Genomic DNA, 19,107 nt, shown 5'->3' with positions numbered 1-19,107 from the left:
AAACACAGTGGCGGCAACGCCCGGATGTTTAGTAATTTGTTTAGTGATGCAATTTTTACTAAACAACGCAAGCGAATTCGTTACTGCACCGCAGCATGCTGGATAGGAACCAACGTGAGAAGTTGCGGCGGCCTGCCTAGGTCACCGTCTTGTTGCTGACCGTCACCGGTCGGATCACTGGGGCCGGCGGCAGCAGCGCGCGGATATCGGCGAAGGGGAAGACCGGCTCGAAGCGGAAGGCCTCGGCGAATGATCCGGCTAGGCCGTTGCACTGGCCGGCGCGGAAGGCGTTCTGCGTGCGCGCCGCGTCGACGAAACGCTCGGGATCCTGCGACTGGTGCGCCCGGATCGCCTCCGCCTTGAGATCGAAATGCCCGGAGGTATCGACGTAGTGCGTTGGCGAAAACCCGGTGCCGCCGAACGTGTCGGCATGCAGCACGGGCACCGTGAATGACGCTGCGATGCGCACGCCATCCGACAGCGCGCGGTGGTCGCCATGATAGTCGTTCGACGCATGTGTGATCGCCAGATCCGGCCCTATCTCGCCGATCAGTGCTTTCAGCGCTCCGATCAGCGCGGGATCCGCCACCAGTGCCCCATCGGGAAAGTCGAGGAAGCGCGGCGTCACGCCAAGCAGGCCGGCCGCCGCCGTCGCCTCCATGCGGCGCGTGTTGGCCAGCGCGGCCGGATCGCCATAGCCGCCCCTGGCGCCATCCGTGGCTATGGCAAAAAAGAGTTCTGCGCCTTGCGCGGCATAGGCCGCCATCGTACCGAACATGAAGATCTCGATGTCGTCCGGATGCGCGCCAAGCGCCAATATCTTCACTCTCATCTCTCCCGGAAACGGAAAAACGTGCCCAACGGAATTCTGCTCGCTCTCATCGCCTATGCAAGCTATTCGTGCAGCGACGCCGTTGTCAAAAGCCTGGGCGGGCAGTTCAACGTCTTCGAGATCGGCTTCTTCTCGACATTGTTTGCCGGCTGCTTTCTGCTCTTTGCCAGGCCGCCAGGCGAGCGCTGGCGCGATTTCTGGCGCACGACCCGGCCCTGGGCGGTACAGGCCCGCGCCTGGGCCGGCATCGCGTCGGGCGTGCTCAGCGTCTATGCCTTCACCACCATCCCGCTGGCGGAAGTCTATGCGCTGATCTTCCTGGCGCCGCTGTTCGTCACCATCCTGGCCACGCTGGTCCTCAAGGAGAAGGTCGGCCCATGGCGGTGGCTTGCGGTCGTCGCTGGCTTTGCCGGGGTCATGCTGGTCGTCAGGCCTGGTTTTCGCGAGTTGCATCTTGGTCATCTGGCGGCGTTCATCATCGCTTTCCTGGCCGCCACCAATGTCATCCTGATGCGTTCGCTCGCCGCTCAGGAAAAGCGCACGACGATGCTCGGCGTGCTGATCGGCTACGGCCTGTTCTTCAACGGCGTCGGTGCGGCGGCCACCTCGTTCTCGCTGCCGGATGGCAGGCAATGGGCCTGGCTGGTGCTGGCCGGCGCCTTCACCGCCGGCGGCCAGCTGCTGCATCTGCTGGCGGTCAAATACGCACCGGCCAACCGTATCGCGCCGACGCATTATTCGCAGATCGTCTGGGCGGTGCTTCTAGGTGCGTTGTTCTTCAGAGAATATCCGGATTTTCTGTCGCTGGTCGGGCTCGCCGTGGTCGGCGGTTCCGGCCTGCTGACGATGGTGCGCGAGGAGGTGCGGCTCGGCACGGTGCGCTGGAACCCGTTTTCGCGGACCAGGCTTTGAATCGGCGCCGAGGTTGCGCCGCGACCGTCACCGCTGATATGCGATCGGCGCCAACTGGCTGCACAGCATTAGCACAATGACCACAAAACTTTTGCCGGACCTGCCGGTCTCCGCTGTCTTGCCGGCGCTCGATGAAGCGCTGAGCCATGGTAACAGCGCCGTGCTGGTGGCGCCGCCCGGCGCCGGCAAGACGACTTTGGTTCCACTGGCGCTGCTCGACGCTGAATGGCTCGGCGCCGGAAAAATCATTCTGCTCGAGCCTCGCCGCCTCGCCGCCCGCGCTGCCGCCCGCCGCATGGCCGAATTGCTTGGCCAAGAGCCCGGGGAAACCGTCGGCTATGCCATGCGCATGGAAAACCGCACGTCCGCAAAGACCAGGATTCTCGTCGTCACCGAAGGCGTGCTGTCCCGCATGATCCTCGACGATCCCGAACTGCCCGGTGTCGCGGCGGTGTTGTTCGACGAGTTCCACGAACGCTCGCTCGACGGCGATTTCGGGCTGGCGCTGGCGCTCGACGTGCAAAGTGCGCTGAGGCCCGACCTCAGATTGCTGGTGATGTCGGCGACGCTCGATGGCGCGCGTGTCGCAAAATTGCTGTTCGGCGCGCCGGTGATCGAGAGCGCAGGCCGCGCCTTCCCGGTCGACATCCGCTATGACGAGCGGCCGGCCGGCATCGCCATCGAGGACGCGATGGCCAGGGCGATCCGCTCGGCGCTTGCCGGGGAGGAGGGCAGCGTGCTCGCTTTCCTGCCCGGCCAGCGCGAGATCGAGCGCACCGCGGAGCGGCTGGCCGGCAAGGTCGGCGCCGACACCGATATCGTGCCGCTCTACGGCATGCTCGACAACAAGACGCAGGACGCGGCGATCAAGCCTGCGCCGCCCGGCCGCCGCAAGGTGGTGCTGGCGACGTCGATCGCCGAAACCTCCATCACCATCGACGGCGTGCGCGTCGTCATCGATTCCGGCCTGTCGCGGCTGCCGCGCTATGAGCCGGCGAGCGGCCTGACGCGGCTGGAGACGGTGCGTGCTTCGCGCGCTTCCGCCGACCAGCGCGCCGGCCGTGCCGGGCGCACGCAGCCCGGCGTCGCCATCCGGTTGTGGCGGGCCGAGCAGACGGCGGCACTGCCGGCCTTTACGCCGCCGGAAATCCTCGAGGCCGATCTTTCCGGTCTGTTGCTCGATTGCGCCGCGTTCGGCGTCGCCGATCCAACCAGCCTGTCCTTCCTCGATCCCCCGCCGGCTGCGGCGCTCACCGAGGCGAGGGCGCTGCTGCGTGCGCTCGATGCGGTCGATGCGGCAGGACGCCTGACGGATGGCGGTGCCTCGATGCGCAGGCTGGCGTTACCGGTGCGGCTCGCCCACATGGTTGCCGAGGCGGCAAGGACCGGACAGACGCTCGAGGCGGCGATGCTCGCCGTGCTATTGACCGAGCGTGGCCTTGGCGGCGAGGGTGCCGATCTCGAACGGCGGCTGATGCGCTTTCACGCCGAAAGATCGCCGCGTGCCACCGCTGCCCGGCAGCTGGCCGAGAGGTTGGCAAAGCAGGCTTCACCCTCCCCCTCGAGGGGAGGGTCGGCGAACGAGCCGAGCGCAGCGAGACGAGGGAGACGGGGCGGGATCGCCGATGGCGTGCCCGAACCGACCCCGCCCCGATCCGCTACGCGGATCAACCCTCCCCTCAAGGGGGAGGGCAGCACCGCTGGCTCGCTCCTCATCCATGCCTGGCCGGATCGGGTAGCCAGGGCGCGCGGCGAGCGTGGCCGCTTCGTGCTTGCCAACGGCTCGGGCGCCATGCTCGACGCCTCCGATCCGCTGGCCGGCGAGACCTGGCTCGTCGTCGCCGACCTGCAGGGCAAGGCGCAGAACGCCCGCATCACCGCGGCGGCAGCCATCGATGAGACCGATATCCGTGCCGCGCTGGCGGAAAGGATCGGGACGCGCCGCGAGGTCCGCTTCGACCGCGACAGGCGCGCGGTGCGGGTGCGCGAAACGGTTCGCCTCGGGGCCATCACGTTGTCCGAACGCATGCTGCCGGCGCCGACCGGTGCCGACGCGGATCGCGCCATCCTCGACGCCTTGCGCGAACACGGCCTGTCCCTGTTGCCGTGGACCAGGGAGGCGGAGACGTTGCGGCAGCGGCTCGGATGGCTGCATCGCGGCCTCGGCGCGCCATGGCCCGATGTCTCCGATGCCGCGCTCGTCGAGCGCCTCGACGACTGGCTGCTGCCATTCCTTTCCGGTGCCACAGCCTTTACGGCGATTGATCCTAGCGTGCTTTCGCAAGGCCTGATGACGCTGGTGCCGCACGAATTGCAGCGCAAGATCGACACATTGGCGCCGACCCATTTCGACGCGCCGTCGGGCAGCCGGCTACCGATCCGCTATGACGGCGAATGGCCGGTGCTGGCGGCGCGCGTGCAGGAGCTGTTCGGCCTCGACCGGCATCCGGCGATCGCCAACGGCACTGTGCCGCTGACCCTCGAATTGCTGTCGCCGGCGCACCGGCCGATCCAGACGACGCGCGACCTGCCCGGCTTTTGGCGCGGCTCCTGGGCCGATGTGCGGGCAGACATGCGTGGCCGCTATCCCAGGCATGTCTGGCCGGAGAACCCGCTTCTCGCCGCCGCCACCAGCCGCGCGAAGCCGCGCGGTACCTGATGCTTCCCGGACCATGATCACAACCCGAAGGTCCGCGTCAGGGGAAAGTGGTCCCGGTTTTCGGAAAGACCTCCAGCGGTTTCCCCTCTATAATCCCGCCATGATAAACATTCTGCACGCGCCCGACTTCCAGCAAAGCCAGCGGCTGCGCCTCAACACGCTGATCAGGCTGCGCTGGCTTGCCATTGTCGGCCAGAGCCTGACCGTGCTTGTCGTCGCCTACGGGCTGAAATTTCCGCTGCCGGTCAGCATGTGTTTTGCGCTGATCGCTTGTTCGGCCTGGATGAACCTGTTGCTGACCTTCCGCTATCCGGCGGCGCATCGGCTTACCCCGTTCTCGGCCTTTGCCATCCTGACCTTCGACAGCCTGCAGCTTGCCGGCCTGCTCTACATGACCGGCGGCCTTACCAATCCGTTTTCGCTGCTGATGACCGTGCCCGTCGTCGTCTCCGCGACGTCGCTGCCGCTGCGATTGACGGCTCTGCTCGGTGCGCTGGTGATCGTGGCGGCGACGCTGCTGGTCTTCTACCACCTGCCGCTGCCCTGGCATGAGGGGGCGCCATTGGCGATGCCGTTCATCTATGTCGCCGGCATGTGGATGGCGGTGTTCTGCTCCATCGCCTTTACCGCGATCTATGCCTTCCGGGTGGCAGAGGAGGCGCGGCTGCTTGCCAACGCGCTTGCCGCCACGGAATTGGTGCTTCAGCGAGAACAGCATCTCTCGGCCCTCGACGGCCTCGCCGCGGCCGCCGCGCACGAACTCGGCACGCCGCTCGCCACCATCACGCTTGTCGCCAAGGAGATGGAGAAGGCGCTTGGCGAAGATCCGAAATACGGCGAGGACGTGAAGCTGCTGCGTTCGCAGAGCGAGCGCTGCCGCGAAATCCTGAAGCGCCTGACCAGCCTTTCCTCCGAGAGCGAAGTGCACCTCTCGCGCCTGCCGCTGACCTCGCTCGTCGAGGAAGTGACGGCACCGCACCGCGATTTCGGCATTTCGATCAAGCTTCGGCCGGGCGAGCGCATCGGCCCGGAACCGGTGGGCCGGCGCAATCCCGGCGTCATTTACGGGCTCGGCAATTTGGTCGAGAACGCCGTCGACTTCGCCCGCAAGAACGTCACCATACGCTGGAGGTGGAACGAGGCCGCCGTCAGCTTCTCGATCATCGACGACGGGCCGGGCTTTCCACCGGAGATCATCGACCGTATCGGCGAACCCTATATGTCGACCCGACAAGGCACCGAAGCCGGCGGCGGCCTCGGCCTCGGCCTATTCATCGCCAAGACCTTGCTCGAACGCTCCGGCGCGACGCTCGATTTCCGCAATTCGAGCGAGCCCGGCGAGGGCGCTATCGTGCAGATATCGTGGCCGCGCAGCGTCTTCCTTAATCCCGAGCAGGCTTCGGCCACCATGTTCGACACGGCCTAAATTGGACAATAGCGTTGCGAAACTATATTTGCGTAAAAATCAGGCAGCAGGATTTTCAGCACGATGAGTACTGACGAAACGATTGGCGCAATGGTCGAAGGCGAGGACACCTCGCTGCTGATCGTGGACGACGACAAGCCGTTCCTGACGCGGCTTGCCCGCGCCATGGAAACCAGGGGTTTCGTGGTCGAGACGGCGGAGAGCGTCGAGGAGGCGGTTGCCAAGGCGCGCGCCAATCCGCCGGCCTATGCGGTGGTCGACATGCGGCTGGCCGACGGCAACGGCCTCGACGTCGTCGCTGCCATTCGCGAGAAGCGCGACGATGCTCGCGCCATAATCCTTACAGGCTATGGCAACATCGCCACTGCGGTGACGGCGGTAAAGCTCGGCGCCATCGACTATCTATCGAAGCCGGCCGATGCCGACGACATCTTTGCAGCCCTGACCCGCACGGCGGGCGAACGTGCCGCGCCGCCGGAAAATCCAATGTCGGCTGATCGCGTGCGCTGGGAACACATCCAGCGCGTCTACGAAATGTGCGACCGCAATGTCTCGGAAACCGCACGCCGCCTGAACATGCATCGCCGCACGCTGCAACGCATCCTCGCCAAGCGCGCGCCGCGCTAAAAGGTTCTGACTGCAGGCTTGCCCGGCCAGCGCCGTTTGCGCATCATCGCTGGGCGGTGCGTCGGACCTTGCCGCTGATACGACGGAGGCGACATGCAGGACGAAAAGCGGCTGGTCTCCATGCTGCGCGAATTCCTCGACAGCGAGGCGGCCGGCGGCCTCATCCTGATGGCTGCGGCGGCCCTGGCCCTGATCGTCGCCAATTCGCCGCTGGCCGAAGCTTATTTCTCCGCCCTCCATGCCTATCTCGGACCGCTCAGCGTCTCGCACTGGATCAATGACGGCCTGATGGCGGTGTTCTTCCTGCTGGTTGGCCTCGAGATCAAGCGCGAGATGCTCGACGGCCAACTCTCGACCTGGCCGCGCCGCGTGCTGCCCGGCATCGCCGCCGCCGGTGGCATGGCGGTGCCAGCACTGGTCTACGTCGCCATCAACCGCAACAATCCAGCCGCTCTGTCCGGCTGGGCGATCCCGACCGCCACCGATATCGCCTTTGCGCTCGGCGTGCTGTCGCTGCTCGGCAGCCGCGTGCCGGGCTCGTTGAAGATATTCCTTACCGCGCTCGCCATCATCGACGATCTCGGCGCCGTGCTCATCATCGCGGTGTTCTATACCAGCGGCCTGTCGCTCGCCTATCTCGGCGCCGCCTTCGCCGTCATCGCGCTGCTGGTGGTGCTCAACCGCATGCTGGTGCTGACGCTGCTGCCTTATATCGTGCTTGGTGTCGTGCTGTGGGTTTTGGTTTTGAAATCGGGCGTCCATGCGACGCTCGCCGGGGTCGCGCTGGCTCTCACCATACCGCTGAAGATCTCGTCGGGCAGCGGCCACGATCTCGACCATTCGCCGCTGCACCGGCTCGAACACGGCCTGCACAAAATCGTACCCTTTTTCGTCATCCCGATCTTCGGTTTTGCCAACGCCGGCGTTTCGCTCGGCGGTCTCAGCGCTGCCGCACTGGTCGAGCCGCTGACGCTCGGCGTCGCCGCGGGTCTCGTCGCCGGCAAACTGGTCGGCGTGTTCGGGTCTTCCGCGCTTGCCATCCGGCTCGGATTTGCCGATCTGCCGGTCAATGCCGGCTGGCTGCACATGATCGGTATTTCACTGCTCTGCGGCATCGGCTTCACCATGAGCCTGTTCATCGGCCTGCTCGCCTTCGCCAGCGACGTCGCTCTGCAGGACGCGGTCAAGGTCGGCATCCTCGCCGGCTCTTTCATCGCAGCGATCCTCGGCGCCGCTGTGCTGCTGGTTGCGCCGGCCGCGCGCGGGGCGGAGGAGGCGGAAGAATAATCGCGTGGCGCCTTCGGCCTGAGGCCACCGTCTCCCCGAGGGCGCTATCCGTGCGCAATCATGACGTGGCGGACTGCGGTATAGTCCTCCAGCGCATATAGCGACATGTCCTTGCCGTAGCCGGATTGTTTCAACCCGCCATGCGGCATCTCGTTGGTCAGCATGAAATGGGTGTTGATCCAGGTGCAGCCATATTGCAGGCGGGCGGCCGTCGCCATGGCGCGCGAAACATCCTTGGTCCACACCGACGACGCCAGGCCGTAGTCAGAATCATTGGCCCAGTTCACCGCTTCGTCGACTTCGGAAAAGCGGGTGACCGAGACCACCGGGCCGAACACTTCGCGGCGCACGATCTCGTCCTCCTGCAGCGCGCCGGCGACGACGGTCGGCTGGTAGAAGAAGCCGGAGCCCTCACCCGGCTTGCCGCCCGTAGTGATCTCGATGTGCTTGAGCTCCGAGGCGCGCTCGACGAAGCTCGAGACGCGGTCACGCTGGCGACGCGAAATCAGCGGGCCGATCTCGTTCTCGGTATCATCGGGGCGATCATACTTGATGGTCGAGACCGCAGCGGAGAGATCCGCGACAAGTTTGTCATAGATCTTCTTGCCGGCATAGATGCGGCAGGCGGCGGTGCAATCCTGGCCGGCATTGTAATAGCCGAAGGCGCGCAGGCCGTTGACCACCGCACCGAGATCGGCGTCGTCGAAGACGATGACCGGCGCCTTTCCGCCGAGCTCGAGATGTGTGCGTTTGACCGATTTAGCGGCGGCCTGCAGCACCTTCTTGCCGGTGGCGACGTCGCCGGTGATCGAGATCATGTTGACCTTCGGATGGTTGATCAGCGTGTTGCCGACGCTGTCGCCGCGGCCGAGCACGACGTTGACGACGCCTTCCGGCAGGATCTCGACGAGGATTTTCGCCAGCTTCAGCGCGGTCAGCGGCGTCTGTTCCGACGGCTTGAAGACGACCGTGTTGCCGCCGGCAATCGCCGGCGCCAGCTTCCAGGCCATCATCATCAGCGGATAGTTCCACGGCGCGATCGACGCCACAACGCCGATGGCGTCGCGGCGGACCATCGAGGTGTGGCCGGGAATGTATTCGCCGGCGACCTGGCCAGGCATCGAGCGGACCGCGCCGGCAAAGAAGCGGTAGCAGTCGACGATCGCCGGGATCTCGTCATTGAGCACGGCATTGATCGGCTTGCCGCAGTTCAGCGCCTCGAGCGCCGCGAAATCCGTTGCCGCAGCCTCGATGCGATCGGCGATCTTCAGGAGATAGCCGGCGCGCTGCGCCGGTGTTGTGCGGGACCAGGTGACGAAGGCTTTTTCGGCGGCAAGTACGGCCGCCTCGATCTGCCCGGGGCTGGCCTCGGGCAGATTGAGTATGGTCGCCCCGGTCTTCGGGTTGAGGATCGGTTCCTCGGTCTCGGTGCCTTTTTCGAATTTCGAGCCGATCAGCATCTGCGTGTCCATGGAAGTCTCTCCCTTATGAACGAGATTATTTGCCCGAACCGGCGATCTGGTCGCCGTCGCGGGTCAGGTAATAGGCAACGAGGATGGGAAGCAGCGTCACCAGCACCACGACCATGGCCACGACATTGGTGACCGGACGCTGGCGCGGACGGATCAATTCTTCGAGCATCCAGATCGGCACCGTCTGCTGCTGGCCGGCGGTGAAGGTGGTGACGATGACCTCGTCGAAGGACAGCGCAAAGGCAAGCATGCCGCCGGCCAGCAGCGCGGTTGCGATGTTGGGCAGCACGACATGCCGAAAGGTCTGGAAACCATCGGCGCCGAGGTCCATCGACGCCTCGATCATCGAGCCGGACGTGCGGCGGAAACGGGCGACCGCATTGTTGTAGACGACGACCACGCAGAAGGTGGCGTGGCCGAGCACGATTGTCCAGAACGAGAACGGGATTTCGGCCAGCGCGAAGGCTGAGCGCAGCGCGATGCCAGTAATGATGCCGGGCAGCGCGATGGGCAGGATGACCAGCAGCGAGATGGTTTCGCGGCCGAAGAATTTTGTGCGCGACACGGCAGCGGCGCACAGCGTGCCGAGGACCAGCGCGATGGCGGTCGAGATCGCCGCGACCCGCACCGACAGCGATAGCGCCTGCCAGACGTCGGGGCGATTCCAGGTGACGGCGAACCATTGCGTGGTCAGGCCCGGCGGCGGCCAGACGAAGCTCTTCTCCTCGGTGGTGAAGGCATAGACGAAGATCAGCAGAATCGGCAAATGCAGGAAAAGCAGGCCGCCGGTGGCAGCGAGCTTCAGTCCGATCGGCGCGGATGGGCCACGGTCAGAGCGCATCGAAGGCCCCCATGCGCTTGGCGCCCCAGAGATAGAAGCCCATGATGACGATAGGCACCACGGTAAAGGCGGCGGCGAGCGGGATGTTTCCGGCGGTGCCTTGCTGCGAATAAACGGCCTGGCCGATGAACAGCCGCGAGGTGCCGATGATCTGTGGGATGATGTAGTCGCCGAGCGTCAGCGAGAAGGTGAAGATCGAGCCGGCGACGATGCCGGGCAGCGCCAGCGGGAACAGCACGTTGCGGAAGGTCTGCCCGGGCGAGGCACCGAGATCGGACGAAGCCTCGACCAAATTGCCCGGCACGCGCTCGAGTGCGGCCTGCACCGGCAGGATCATGAACGGCAGCCAGACATAGACGAAGACGATGAAGGTGCCGGTTGAGGAGACCGACAGCGAGTTGCCGCCGACGACCGGCAGCGACAGCCAGGCGTCGAGCAGCCACAGAAGATGCAATTTGGCCAGTAGCCACGTCAGGATGCCTTCCTTGGCGAGAATCAGCTTCCAGGCATAGATCTTGACCAGGTAGCTCGACCACAGCGGCAGCATGACGCCGAGATAAAACAGCGCCTTCCAACGGCCGCGCGCATAGCGCGCCGCGTAATAGGCGATGGGAAAGGCGATGACCGCCGCCGCCAGCGTCACCAGCGCCGCCATCGTCACCGTGCGCAGGATGATGTCGAGATTGGCGGCCTGCAGCAGGTCGCCATAAGTCTTCAGCGTGAACTGCCGGTTGATCAGGCCGGAGAACTCGTCGATCGAAAAGAAGCTCTGCAAAAGCAGTGCGAAGAGTGAGCCGATATAGACGATGCCGAGCCACAGGACCGGCGGCAGCAGCATGAGCAGAAGCAGGAATTGCGGCCGGCGCCAGAAGAGGTCGGAGAGCGCGCCACGCAGGCCGCCGCTTCCCGGCAGGATGGCGGGCGCCGTGGCCCGCGGCATGGCAGCGTCCAGGCTCATCCGAGATCGTCCATCAGATGTAACTGCTCGCGGTTGAAGGTGAGCGCCACCGCCTCGCCTTCCCGGGGCAAGGCAGCACCCGCCGGCACGATGACATGCAGCCGCAAGCCCTCTGCATCGAGTGCCAGTCTTGTCGTGGCGCCGAGATAATTGGTCGACACCAGGCGGGCGGCAACGCCGTCGCCCTTGGCCGCCCGGCCGATGCGAATGGATTCGGGCCGCAGGCTGCCCCAGCGATGCTGGCCGGCATAGCGCTGGACGAAATCCGGCGGCAACACGTTGGACGAGCCGACGAAATCGGCGACGAAGCGGGTCTTGGGGCGCTGATAGATGTCTTCCGGCGTGCCGATCTGCATGATCTTGCCATCGTTGAACACGGCGACGCGGTCGGCCATCGACAGCGCTTCGCCCTGGTCGTGGGTGACGAACACGAAGGTGATGCCAAGCGCCTTCTGCAGCGATTTCAACTCCTCCTGCATGTTTTCGCGAAGCTTGAGGTCGAGCGCGCCGAGCGGCTCGTCGAGCAGCAGCACCTTGGGCTGGTTGACCAGCGCACGGGCGAGCGCGACGCGCTGGCGCTGGCCGCCGGAAAGCTGGCCAGGGCGACGCGCCCCGTAGCCGGGAAGCCGCACCAGCGCCAGCGCGTCTTCCGCCGCCTTTTGCCGCTCCGGTCTGCCGATGCCCTTGACCATCAGCCCATAGGCGACGTTGTCGAGCACGTTGAGATGCGGGAACAGCGCATAATCCTGGAACACGGTGTTGACGTTGCGGCGATAGGGCGGCACGCCCTCGGCGCGTTCGCCGAAGATCGAGATCGAACCCGCCGTCGGCTGCTCGAAACCGGCAATGAGGCGCAGGCACGTCGTCTTGCCCGAGCCGGAAGGCCCGAGCATGGCGAAGAACTCGCCCGGCACGATGTCGAGATCGACCGCGTCGACCGCACGCACGCTGCCGAAATGGCGGGAGACTTTTTGGAAGGAAACGGCGGAGGTCATGGGGCTGTCCTGATCTGTCAGGCTCATTAAATTTTCATGCGGTTGCGCCGCCCCTCTTCCGTCTGCCGGCACCTTCTCCCCGTATGGTGGACGGGGAGAAGGGAGGCGCTCTAACGCTGGCGGCCCCCCGTTCTTCACCGGGAGAGGGTAAGGGTGACGGGCGGCGCCGGGCTTCGTAGGTGAGGCGAACTCACCGCCCGCCGATGACGCCGATATAGTCCGACACCCAGCGGTAGTAGGGTACGCACTGGTCGTTCTGGGTGGCGCATTTCGAGACCGGCGTCTTCCAGAACTTGATCTTGTCGAAATTGTCGTAGCCGTTGGTCTTGCAGCCTTCTTCGCCGAGCAGTTCGTTGCCCTTGCAGGCGGCAGGCACCACCGGCAGCGAGCCGAACCAGGCGGAGACGTCGCCCTGCACTTTCGGCGACAGCGAATGCTCCATCCACATGTAGGCGCAGTTCGGGTGGGCAGCATCGGCCTCCATCATCGTGGTGTCGGCCCAGCCGGTAACGCCCTCCTCGGGGATGGTCGAGGCGACCGGCTTCTTTGCCGCGATCAGCGTGTTGACCTGGTAGGGCCAGGAGCCGGAGGCGACGACGCCTTCGTTCTGGAAATCGTCGACCTGGATGGCGGCGTCGTGCCAATAGCGTCCGACCAGCGTACGCTGGACCCGCAGAAGGTCGAGCGCGGCCTTGTACTGGTCTTCGGTCAGTTCGTACGGATCCTTGATGCCGAGCTCCGGCTTGTGGGCCATCAGGTAATTGGCGGCATCGGCGATGTGGATGGGCCCGTCATAGGCCTGGACGCGGCCCTTGTTCGACTTGCCGTCGGAAAGTTTCATTTCCTCGAAGACCACGTTCCAGCTCTTCGGCGCCTCCTTGAACACTTCGGTGTTGTACATCAGCACGTTCGGCCCCCACTGATAGGGGACGCCGTAATGGACTCCGCCGACGGTGAACCAGGGCGCATCCTTCAGCCGGTCGTCGACCGTCTTCCAGCTCGGTATGAGGTCAGTGTTGATCGGCTGGACGCGCTTGCCTGCGACAAGGCGCAGCGAAGCGTCGCCCGAGGCGGTGACGAGATCGAAGCCGCCCTCGTTCATCAGCGAGACCATCTCGTCGGAGGTGTTGGCGGTCTTGACGTTGACCTTGCAGCCGGTTTCCTTCTCGAACGAAGTGACCCAATCATAGGCCTTGTCGGTTTCGCCGCGCTCGATATAGCCCGGCCAGGCGACGATATTGACCTCGCCTTCGCCTTTGCCGAGCTCCTTGACCTGGGCGATGGCCTGGCCGGAGAAGCTCAGCGCGACCGTCAAGGCAGTGCATGATTTCAGCAATGAATTCATCGTCGATCTCCCATTTTTGCATGACCTCGAAACCGGTTTCGGTTTTCGGAAGAAGATCATGCGCCCGTTCAAAGACGTTGGATGCGCGGCTCTGAGGGCCGTGCTCCGGCGGCAGCTTTGTTCCCTGACCGAAAAGTGCTGCGAAATTTCCGGTTTCGCAAATTCATTTATCAGAAAGCCGATATCGATTTTTCCGATACATCAGCGGCCAATCTTCTCGGGCCGTTGGCGCACCATGCGTTGCGACTGGGCAAGTCCGATGAAGTCGCGCGCCGCCTGCGGCAGACCGGAGCCGCGCCGCCAGACCATGCCGACCTGGACGACCGGCAACGACCCCGAAATATCGCGCGATTCGATGCGGTCGCCTTCCAGCGACCATGGCCGGTAGACGAGATCGGGCAGCAGCGCCACGCCGGCGCCGGTAGCGACGAGGCTGCGCACCGCTTCGACCGAGCGGGTGCGGAAGGCGACATGCGGCTTGGCGCCGATTGCCGTCAGCAGCTTTCCGGTATTCTCCTCGATCTCGTCGACGGTCAGCATGATCAGCGGTTCCGAGGCGATGTCGCCGATGCCGATGATGTCGGCACCGGCCAAGGGGTGGCCGAGCGGCAGCCACAGCCGGTAGGCCGAGACTTCGAGGATTTCGGACTGCAGCGCGGTGCGGTCGCGCAGGTTCGAGGTGACCATGACGGCAATGTCGAGCTTGCCGCCGATCAACAGATGCTCGAGATAGTCGCCATTGTCCTCGATCGCCGAGACCTCGACACCCGGATAGGCGCGGCGGTAGCGGGCAAGAAGATCGGAAAGCACATAGCCAGCGACCAACGAGGTGACGCCAAGTTGCAGCCGCCCGCTTGCCGCGATCCGTTCGCCGAAGAAGGCGCGGCGCGCATCGGAAACGTCGGCCAGGATCTTCCTCGCATGGCGCAGGAACTGGTGGCCTTTGTGGGTGATATTCAAGCCGCGCGGGTGGCGCTCGAACAGCTCGACGCCGAGATCGTGCTCCAGCTCCTTGATCGCTTCGGTGACCGAGGATTGCGAGATCGACAGGTTCTGGGCGGCGCCCGACACTGTGCCCTGCTCGGCCACGGCGATGAAGAACTGCAATTGGCGGATGGTGAAAGCCATGGCCGGACTAAACACGGCAGAGGCGGCGCTGGGAAGTGGGTGCTGGTGCCGATCTGCCGATAGAGCTCAGCCCTCGCTTCCGCCGTCCGCAATGCTGAGCCGCGCGCCGGCCTGGACGAGGGCGGCGGCGATGTCGTGCGGCGGCCGCCGGTCGGTGGCGAGTTCGGAAAAGCCGCCGAAGCCGCAGACCTGAACAAGGCCCTGGCGGCCGAACTTGCTGTGGTCGGTGACGACAAGCGAACGCTGACCGCGCGACAGCACCATGCGGGCGAATTCGGCCTCTTCCAGATCATAGTCCATGACGCCGGTGACAGCATCGACCGCACCGGTCGATATCACTGCATGGCTGACGGAAAAACGGCTGACGAATTCGATGGCCGAGACGCCGAAGGCAGCACCGGAATCGCTGCGCAGCTCGCCGCCGGCCATATAGACCTTGTTGCCGTTGACGGTGGCCAGTGTGCGGGCGATGTCGGAGGAGTTGGTGACGACCGTCAGCCGCCGGTGGCCGAGCAGTTCCCGGGCCAGGAATGAGGTGGTGGTGCCGGTGTCGAGCATGATCGATTCGCCGTCGCGGATGGTGGCGGCGACCATGCGGGCAATAGCTCGCTTGGCATCGGCGTTCTCGCGCATGCGCCGCTCGAACGGCGCTTCGCCGGCAATCGACGGCAGGCCGACGGCGCCGTGCATCTTGAGGATGGAACCGTCGCTGGTCAGTGGCTTGACGTCGCGGCGTACTGTCTCCAGCGAGACGCCCAGCCGATCAGCCAGGCTGGCAATGGTAACGGTGCCTTCCTCCTTGAGGAGGCGCAGGATTTCGCCATGCCGCTTCGAGTGGAGCATCAGTTCCATCCGGTCGGATTGTTGCACCATTGACCGGTTCTACGGCATAAATGCCACTAACTCCAGGAAATTTAGCAAAATTCGGGCAAAAAACCAGAAAACACCACAATTTCGCGTTGACAACGCCTCCAGCGTGGCGCGACATTATCGCCGTGACAGGCTCGGAACGGAGGACGACGGCTGAGCCGCACGAAAAATCGCCTGCCCGAATGCCCGGGAGATCGTCGGGTGCAAGGGTACCGAAATTCAGGATCCGCGGGGGCGGATGCCGGCGTCGAAGAACCCGGCACAAAGGGGCTCGTCGGTGCGGTGCGGGATACCGATCCCGAGATCTGCACCGACGAGATCTTCGCGTTGCCGCCATTCCTCCGTCCGATTGTCATCGCTGGCCAGCCGTGACATGCGTGGAAAATTGACCCGATGTTGGACGAGATCGTGACTGTCGAAGACCGCATCCGTGCGCTGCCTTGCTGGACCGGCGGCATCGATATCGCGCCGCTGCCGGGCGGGTTGAGCAATGCCAATTATCTGGTCAAGGACGCGGCCGGGCGGCACGTCGTGCGGATCGGCCAGGATTATCCGTTCCACCATGTCTTTCGCGAGCGCGAGATGATGACCGCGCGGGCAGCGCACGCGGCAGGCTTCGCTCCGGCCGTCCACTACACCGGACCCGGCGTCATGGTGACGGAGTATCTCGGCGCCAAGGCCTATGTCGCGCAGGACGTGCGCGCTGATCTCGGCCGCGTTGCCGCGTTGCTGCGCGGCTTCCACCGGGAGATGCCCAGTCACATCTCCGGCGCCGGCTTCATGTTCTGGGTATTCCACGTCATTCGCGACTATGCGCGCACGCTGGAGGAAGGCCGCAGCCGCAAGCTGGACGAATTGCCACGCCTTTTGACCCTGGCGGACGAGCTCGAGCGCGCGCAAAAACTGCTGCCGATCGTCTTCGGTCACAACGATCTTCTGCCGGCCAACATAATCGACGACGGTCACAGGCTGTGGCTCATCGACTTCGAATATGCCGGCTTCAACACCGCGATGTTCGACCTTGCCGGTGCGGCTTCGAACGCCGGCATGAGCGACGAGGAATCCTTCGCCTTCCTGACCGCCTATTTCATGAAGGAGCCGGACCCGGCGATACGGCGCTCGCACGCCGCCATGCAATGCGCGTCGCTGCTGCGTGAGGCGATGTGGGGCATGGTTTCCGAGCTCTACCTCGATGCGCCCGGCGTCGACTACGCCGCCTACGCCGACGAAAACCTGGCGCGGCTCGAAGCCGCCCTGGAAAACTACAGGACAAAATACGGGACGCGGACATGACCTTGCCCGCCCAGGCCGGGATCGTGGTCATCGGCGGTGGCATCATCGGCTGTTCGACGGCCTATCATCTGGCGCGCGACCACAAGGCCGAAATCGTGCTGCTCGAACAGGGCAAACTGACCTCGGGTTCGACCTGGCATGCTGCCGGGCTGGTCGGCCAGCTACGCTCGTCGGCGTCGATCACGCGCGTGCTCAAATATTCAGTCGATCTCTACAAGGGGCTGGAAGCCGAAACCGGCCTCGCCACCGGCTGGAAGATGACTGGCTGCCTGCGCCTCGCCACCAATGCCGACCGCTGGACCGAGTATAAGCGGCTGGCAACGACGGCCAAGAGCTTCGGCATGGACATGCATCTGCTGTCGCCGGCCGAGGTCAAGGAAATGTGGCCGCTGCTGGAAACCGGCGACCTCGTCGGCGCGTCCTGGCTGCCGACCGACGGTCAGGCAAGCCCTTCCGACATCACCCAGTCACTGGCCAAGGGCGCGCGCATGCATGGCGCAAAATTGTTCGAGGAGGTGCGGGTCACCGGCTTTGAACTGACCAACGGCCGGATCGTCAAGGTTAGGACGAACAGGGGCGATATCGCCTGCGACAAGGTGGTGAACTGCGCCGGGCAATGGGCGCGGCAGGTGGGTGCGTTGGCCGGCATCAACGTGCCGCTGCAGCCGGTGAAGCACCAGTACATCATCACCGAGAGGATCGTCGGCCTGGCGACCGACGCGCCGACAATTCGCGACCCCGATCGCCGCACCTATTTCAAGGAGGAGGTCGGCGGGTTGGTGATGGGCGGCTACGAGCCGAACCCGCAGGCGTGGACGACCGGTCTGCCCGGCGGCGATGTGCCGGACGATTGGGAGTTCCGGCTGTTCGACGATGATTACGATCATTTCGAGCAGCATATGAGCCAGGCGATCGAGCGCGTCCCGGCGCTTGCCAATGTCGGCGTCAAGCAGATGATCAACGGGCCGGAGAGCTTTACGCCGGACGGCAATTTCATCCTCGGCGTGGCGCCGGAATGCCCCAATATGTTCGTCGGCGCCGGCTTCAATGCCTTCGGCATCGCGTCCGGCGGCGGCGCCGGCTGGGCGCTGGCGCAATGGGTCGTCGACGGCGAGGCGCCGCTCGATTTGTGGGTGGTCGACATCCGCCGCTTCTCCGACCTGCACCGCGACCGGAAATGGGTCGGCGACCGCACGCTGGAAGCGTACGGCAAGCACTACACGATCGGCTTCCCGCATGAGGAATATGTCAGCGGACGGCCGCGCATCGTCTCACCTTTGTACGAGCGGCTGCAAAGACATCGCGCCGTGTTCGGCTCGAAACTTGGCTGGGAGCGGCCGAACTGGTTCGCACCGGCAGGCATCGAGCCGAAGGACGTCTATTCGATGGGCCGGCAGAACTGGTTTTCACCCGTCGACGACGAGCATCGCCATGTGCGCGAAAAGATCGGTATTTTCGACCAATCGTCGTTTGCCAAATACGAAATGACCGGAGCCGACGCGCTGAAGGCGCTGGACTGGATCTGCGCCAATGACGTCGCCAAGCCGGTCGGCCGGCTGACCTACACACAGCTCCTCAATACGCGTGGCGGCATCGAGGCCGATTTGACCGTGGCGAGGCTCGGTGAGGAAAAATTCTACATCGTCACCGGCACCGGGTTCCGCACGCACGATTTCTCCTGGATTGCCGATCATATCGGCAGGGAGTTCGACGTGACGCTGACCGACGTCACCGAGGATTTCGGCACATTGTCGCTGATGGGGCCGCGCGCACGTGATGTGCTGTCGGCGGTGACCGATGCTGACGTCTCGAATGCCGCCTTTCCGTTCGGCCATGTTCGCGAGATCGCCATTGCCGGCCACGCCGTGCGGGCACTGCGCGTCACCTATGTTGGCGAACTAGGCTGGGAATTGCATGCGCCGATCGCGGCGACAGGCGAGGTTTTCGACGCGCTGATGGCGGCGGGCGCTACCCACGACATCCGCCCGGTCGGCTACCGGGCGCTGGAATCGCTGCGGCTGGAAAAAGGCTACCGCGCCTGGGGCGCCGACATCACGCCCAACGACACGCCGCAGGAGGCCGGCCTCGGCTGGGCGGTGAAGCTCAGGAAAAACACCGATTTCCTCGGCCGGCGGGCGCTTGAAAAGCTCGGTGGCTCGACGCTCAGGAAACGCTTTGCCGGCTTCACTGTCGACGATCCCGACGTCGTGCTGCTCGGGCGCGAGACCATCCTGCGCAACGGCGAGGCGGTCGGTTATCTCACCAGCGGCGGCTATGGCTACACCATCGGCAAGAACATCGGCTACGGCTATGTGCGCAATGCCTATGGCGTCAGCGATGATTTCCTCACCTCCGGCGACTACGAGCTGGTTGTGGCAATGGAACGGACGCCGGCGAAGATTCACCTCGAGCCGCTTTACGATCCGGCAGGAGTAAAGGTGAAGGCGTAGAGCCTTCCGATT

At 64.6% G+C, this 19,107-nt stretch carries 15 protein-coding genes; 7 read left to right on the top strand and 8 right to left on the bottom strand.

Annotated elements, in window-relative coordinates; genetic code table 11:
• Positions 1–136 precede the first annotated feature (136 nt).
• Positions 137–826, bottom strand: a complete 690-nt coding sequence (locus tag NKH17_RS03135; protein ID WP_352897417.1) for a PIG-L deacetylase family protein — start codon at positions 824–826, stop codon at positions 137–139.
• Positions 827–853: 27 nt separating this feature from the next.
• Between NKH17_RS03135 and NKH17_RS03130 the strand changes: the two genes are divergently transcribed.
• The 5 genes from NKH17_RS03130 to nhaA all read left to right on the top strand — a co-directional run bounded on the left by NKH17_RS03130 (position 854) and on the right by nhaA (position 7,743).
• Positions 854–1,744 carry a DMT family transporter gene (locus tag NKH17_RS03130; RefSeq protein WP_352897415.1) on the top strand — a complete coding sequence of 297 codons (891 nt, stop codon included), beginning with the start codon at positions 854–856 and terminating at the stop codon, positions 1,742–1,744.
• Between the two features lie 76 nt (positions 1,745–1,820).
• Positions 1,821–4,403 carry an ATP-dependent helicase HrpB gene (hrpB, locus tag NKH17_RS03125; protein ID WP_352970072.1) on the top strand — a complete coding sequence of 861 codons (2,583 nt, stop codon included), beginning with the start codon at positions 1,821–1,823 and terminating at the stop codon, positions 4,401–4,403.
• 100 nt (positions 4,404–4,503) lie between these two features.
• Positions 4,504–5,829 (top strand): ActS/PrrB/RegB family redox-sensitive histidine kinase, encoded by a 1,326-nt coding sequence (locus NKH17_RS03120; RefSeq protein WP_352506958.1) that lies wholly within the window; start codon positions 4,504–4,506, stop codon positions 5,827–5,829.
• A 63-nt stretch (positions 5,830–5,892) separates the two neighbouring features.
• Entirely contained in the window at positions 5,893–6,456 is a 564-nt protein-coding gene (locus NKH17_RS03115) for an ActR/PrrA/RegA family redox response regulator transcription factor (RefSeq protein WP_023676342.1), read from the top strand.
• 93 nt (positions 6,457–6,549) lie between these two features.
• Positions 6,550–7,743, top strand: coding sequence for a Na+/H+ antiporter NhaA (gene nhaA, locus NKH17_RS03110; protein ID WP_352897411.1), 1,194 nt, complete (start codon positions 6,550–6,552; stop codon positions 7,741–7,743).
• A gap of 44 nt (positions 7,744–7,787) precedes the next feature.
• Here nhaA and NKH17_RS03105 read toward each other — a convergent pair whose 3' ends face one another.
• The 7 genes from NKH17_RS03105 to NKH17_RS03075 all read right to left on the bottom strand — a co-directional run bounded on the left by NKH17_RS03105 (position 7,788) and on the right by NKH17_RS03075 (position 15,325).
• Positions 7,788–9,215 (bottom strand): gamma-aminobutyraldehyde dehydrogenase, encoded by a 1,428-nt coding sequence (locus NKH17_RS03105; RefSeq protein WP_352897409.1) that lies wholly within the window; start codon positions 9,213–9,215, stop codon positions 7,788–7,790.
• Positions 9,216–9,240: 25 nt separating this feature from the next.
• Positions 9,241–10,056 (bottom strand): ABC transporter permease, encoded by an 816-nt coding sequence (locus NKH17_RS03100; protein WP_254816124.1) that lies wholly within the window; start codon positions 10,054–10,056, stop codon positions 9,241–9,243.
• Positions 10,046–10,996 carry an ABC transporter permease gene (locus tag NKH17_RS03095; protein WP_254816389.1) on the bottom strand — a complete coding sequence of 317 codons (951 nt, stop codon included), beginning with the start codon at positions 10,994–10,996 and terminating at the stop codon, positions 10,046–10,048. Before NKH17_RS03095 ends, NKH17_RS03100 begins: the two co-directional genes overlap by 11 nt.
• Before the next feature lie 14 nt (positions 10,997–11,010).
• A complete protein-coding gene (locus NKH17_RS03090) occupies positions 11,011–12,009 on the bottom strand; it encodes an ABC transporter ATP-binding protein (protein WP_254816125.1) in 999 nt (332 codons plus the stop codon).
• A gap of 190 nt (positions 12,010–12,199) precedes the next feature.
• Positions 12,200–13,354, bottom strand: a complete 1,155-nt coding sequence (locus tag NKH17_RS03085) for an ABC transporter substrate-binding protein (protein ID WP_352479860.1) — start codon at positions 13,352–13,354, stop codon at positions 12,200–12,202.
• Positions 13,355–13,555: 201 nt separating this feature from the next.
• Positions 13,556–14,482, bottom strand: a complete 927-nt coding sequence (locus NKH17_RS03080) for a LysR family transcriptional regulator (protein WP_254816127.1) — start codon at positions 14,480–14,482, stop codon at positions 13,556–13,558.
• A gap of 66 nt (positions 14,483–14,548) precedes the next feature.
• The gene (locus NKH17_RS03075) at positions 14,549–15,325 is read right to left on the bottom strand and encodes a DeoR/GlpR family DNA-binding transcription regulator (protein ID WP_352479861.1); all 777 of its coding nucleotides are present in this window, start codon (positions 15,323–15,325) and stop codon (positions 14,549–14,551) included.
• A gap of 435 nt (positions 15,326–15,760) precedes the next feature.
• Between NKH17_RS03075 and NKH17_RS03070 the strand changes: the two genes are divergently transcribed.
• Both NKH17_RS03070 and NKH17_RS03065 read left to right on the top strand, forming a co-directional pair.
• Positions 15,761–16,645 carry a phosphotransferase gene (locus NKH17_RS03070; RefSeq protein WP_352479885.1) on the top strand — a complete coding sequence of 295 codons (885 nt, stop codon included), beginning with the start codon at positions 15,761–15,763 and terminating at the stop codon, positions 16,643–16,645.
• A complete protein-coding gene (locus NKH17_RS03065) occupies positions 16,642–19,095 on the top strand; it encodes a GcvT family protein (protein WP_352479862.1) in 2,454 nt (817 codons plus the stop codon). The genes NKH17_RS03070 and NKH17_RS03065 overlap by 4 nt, the downstream gene beginning before the upstream one ends.
• Positions 19,096–19,107 lie beyond the last annotated feature (12 nt).

Source organism: Mesorhizobium sp. M1334 (assembly GCF_040317995.1).
Taxonomy (GTDB): Bacteria; Pseudomonadota; Alphaproteobacteria; order Rhizobiales; family Rhizobiaceae; genus Mesorhizobium.
This window is presented reverse-complemented; position numbering and strand designations above follow the sequence as displayed.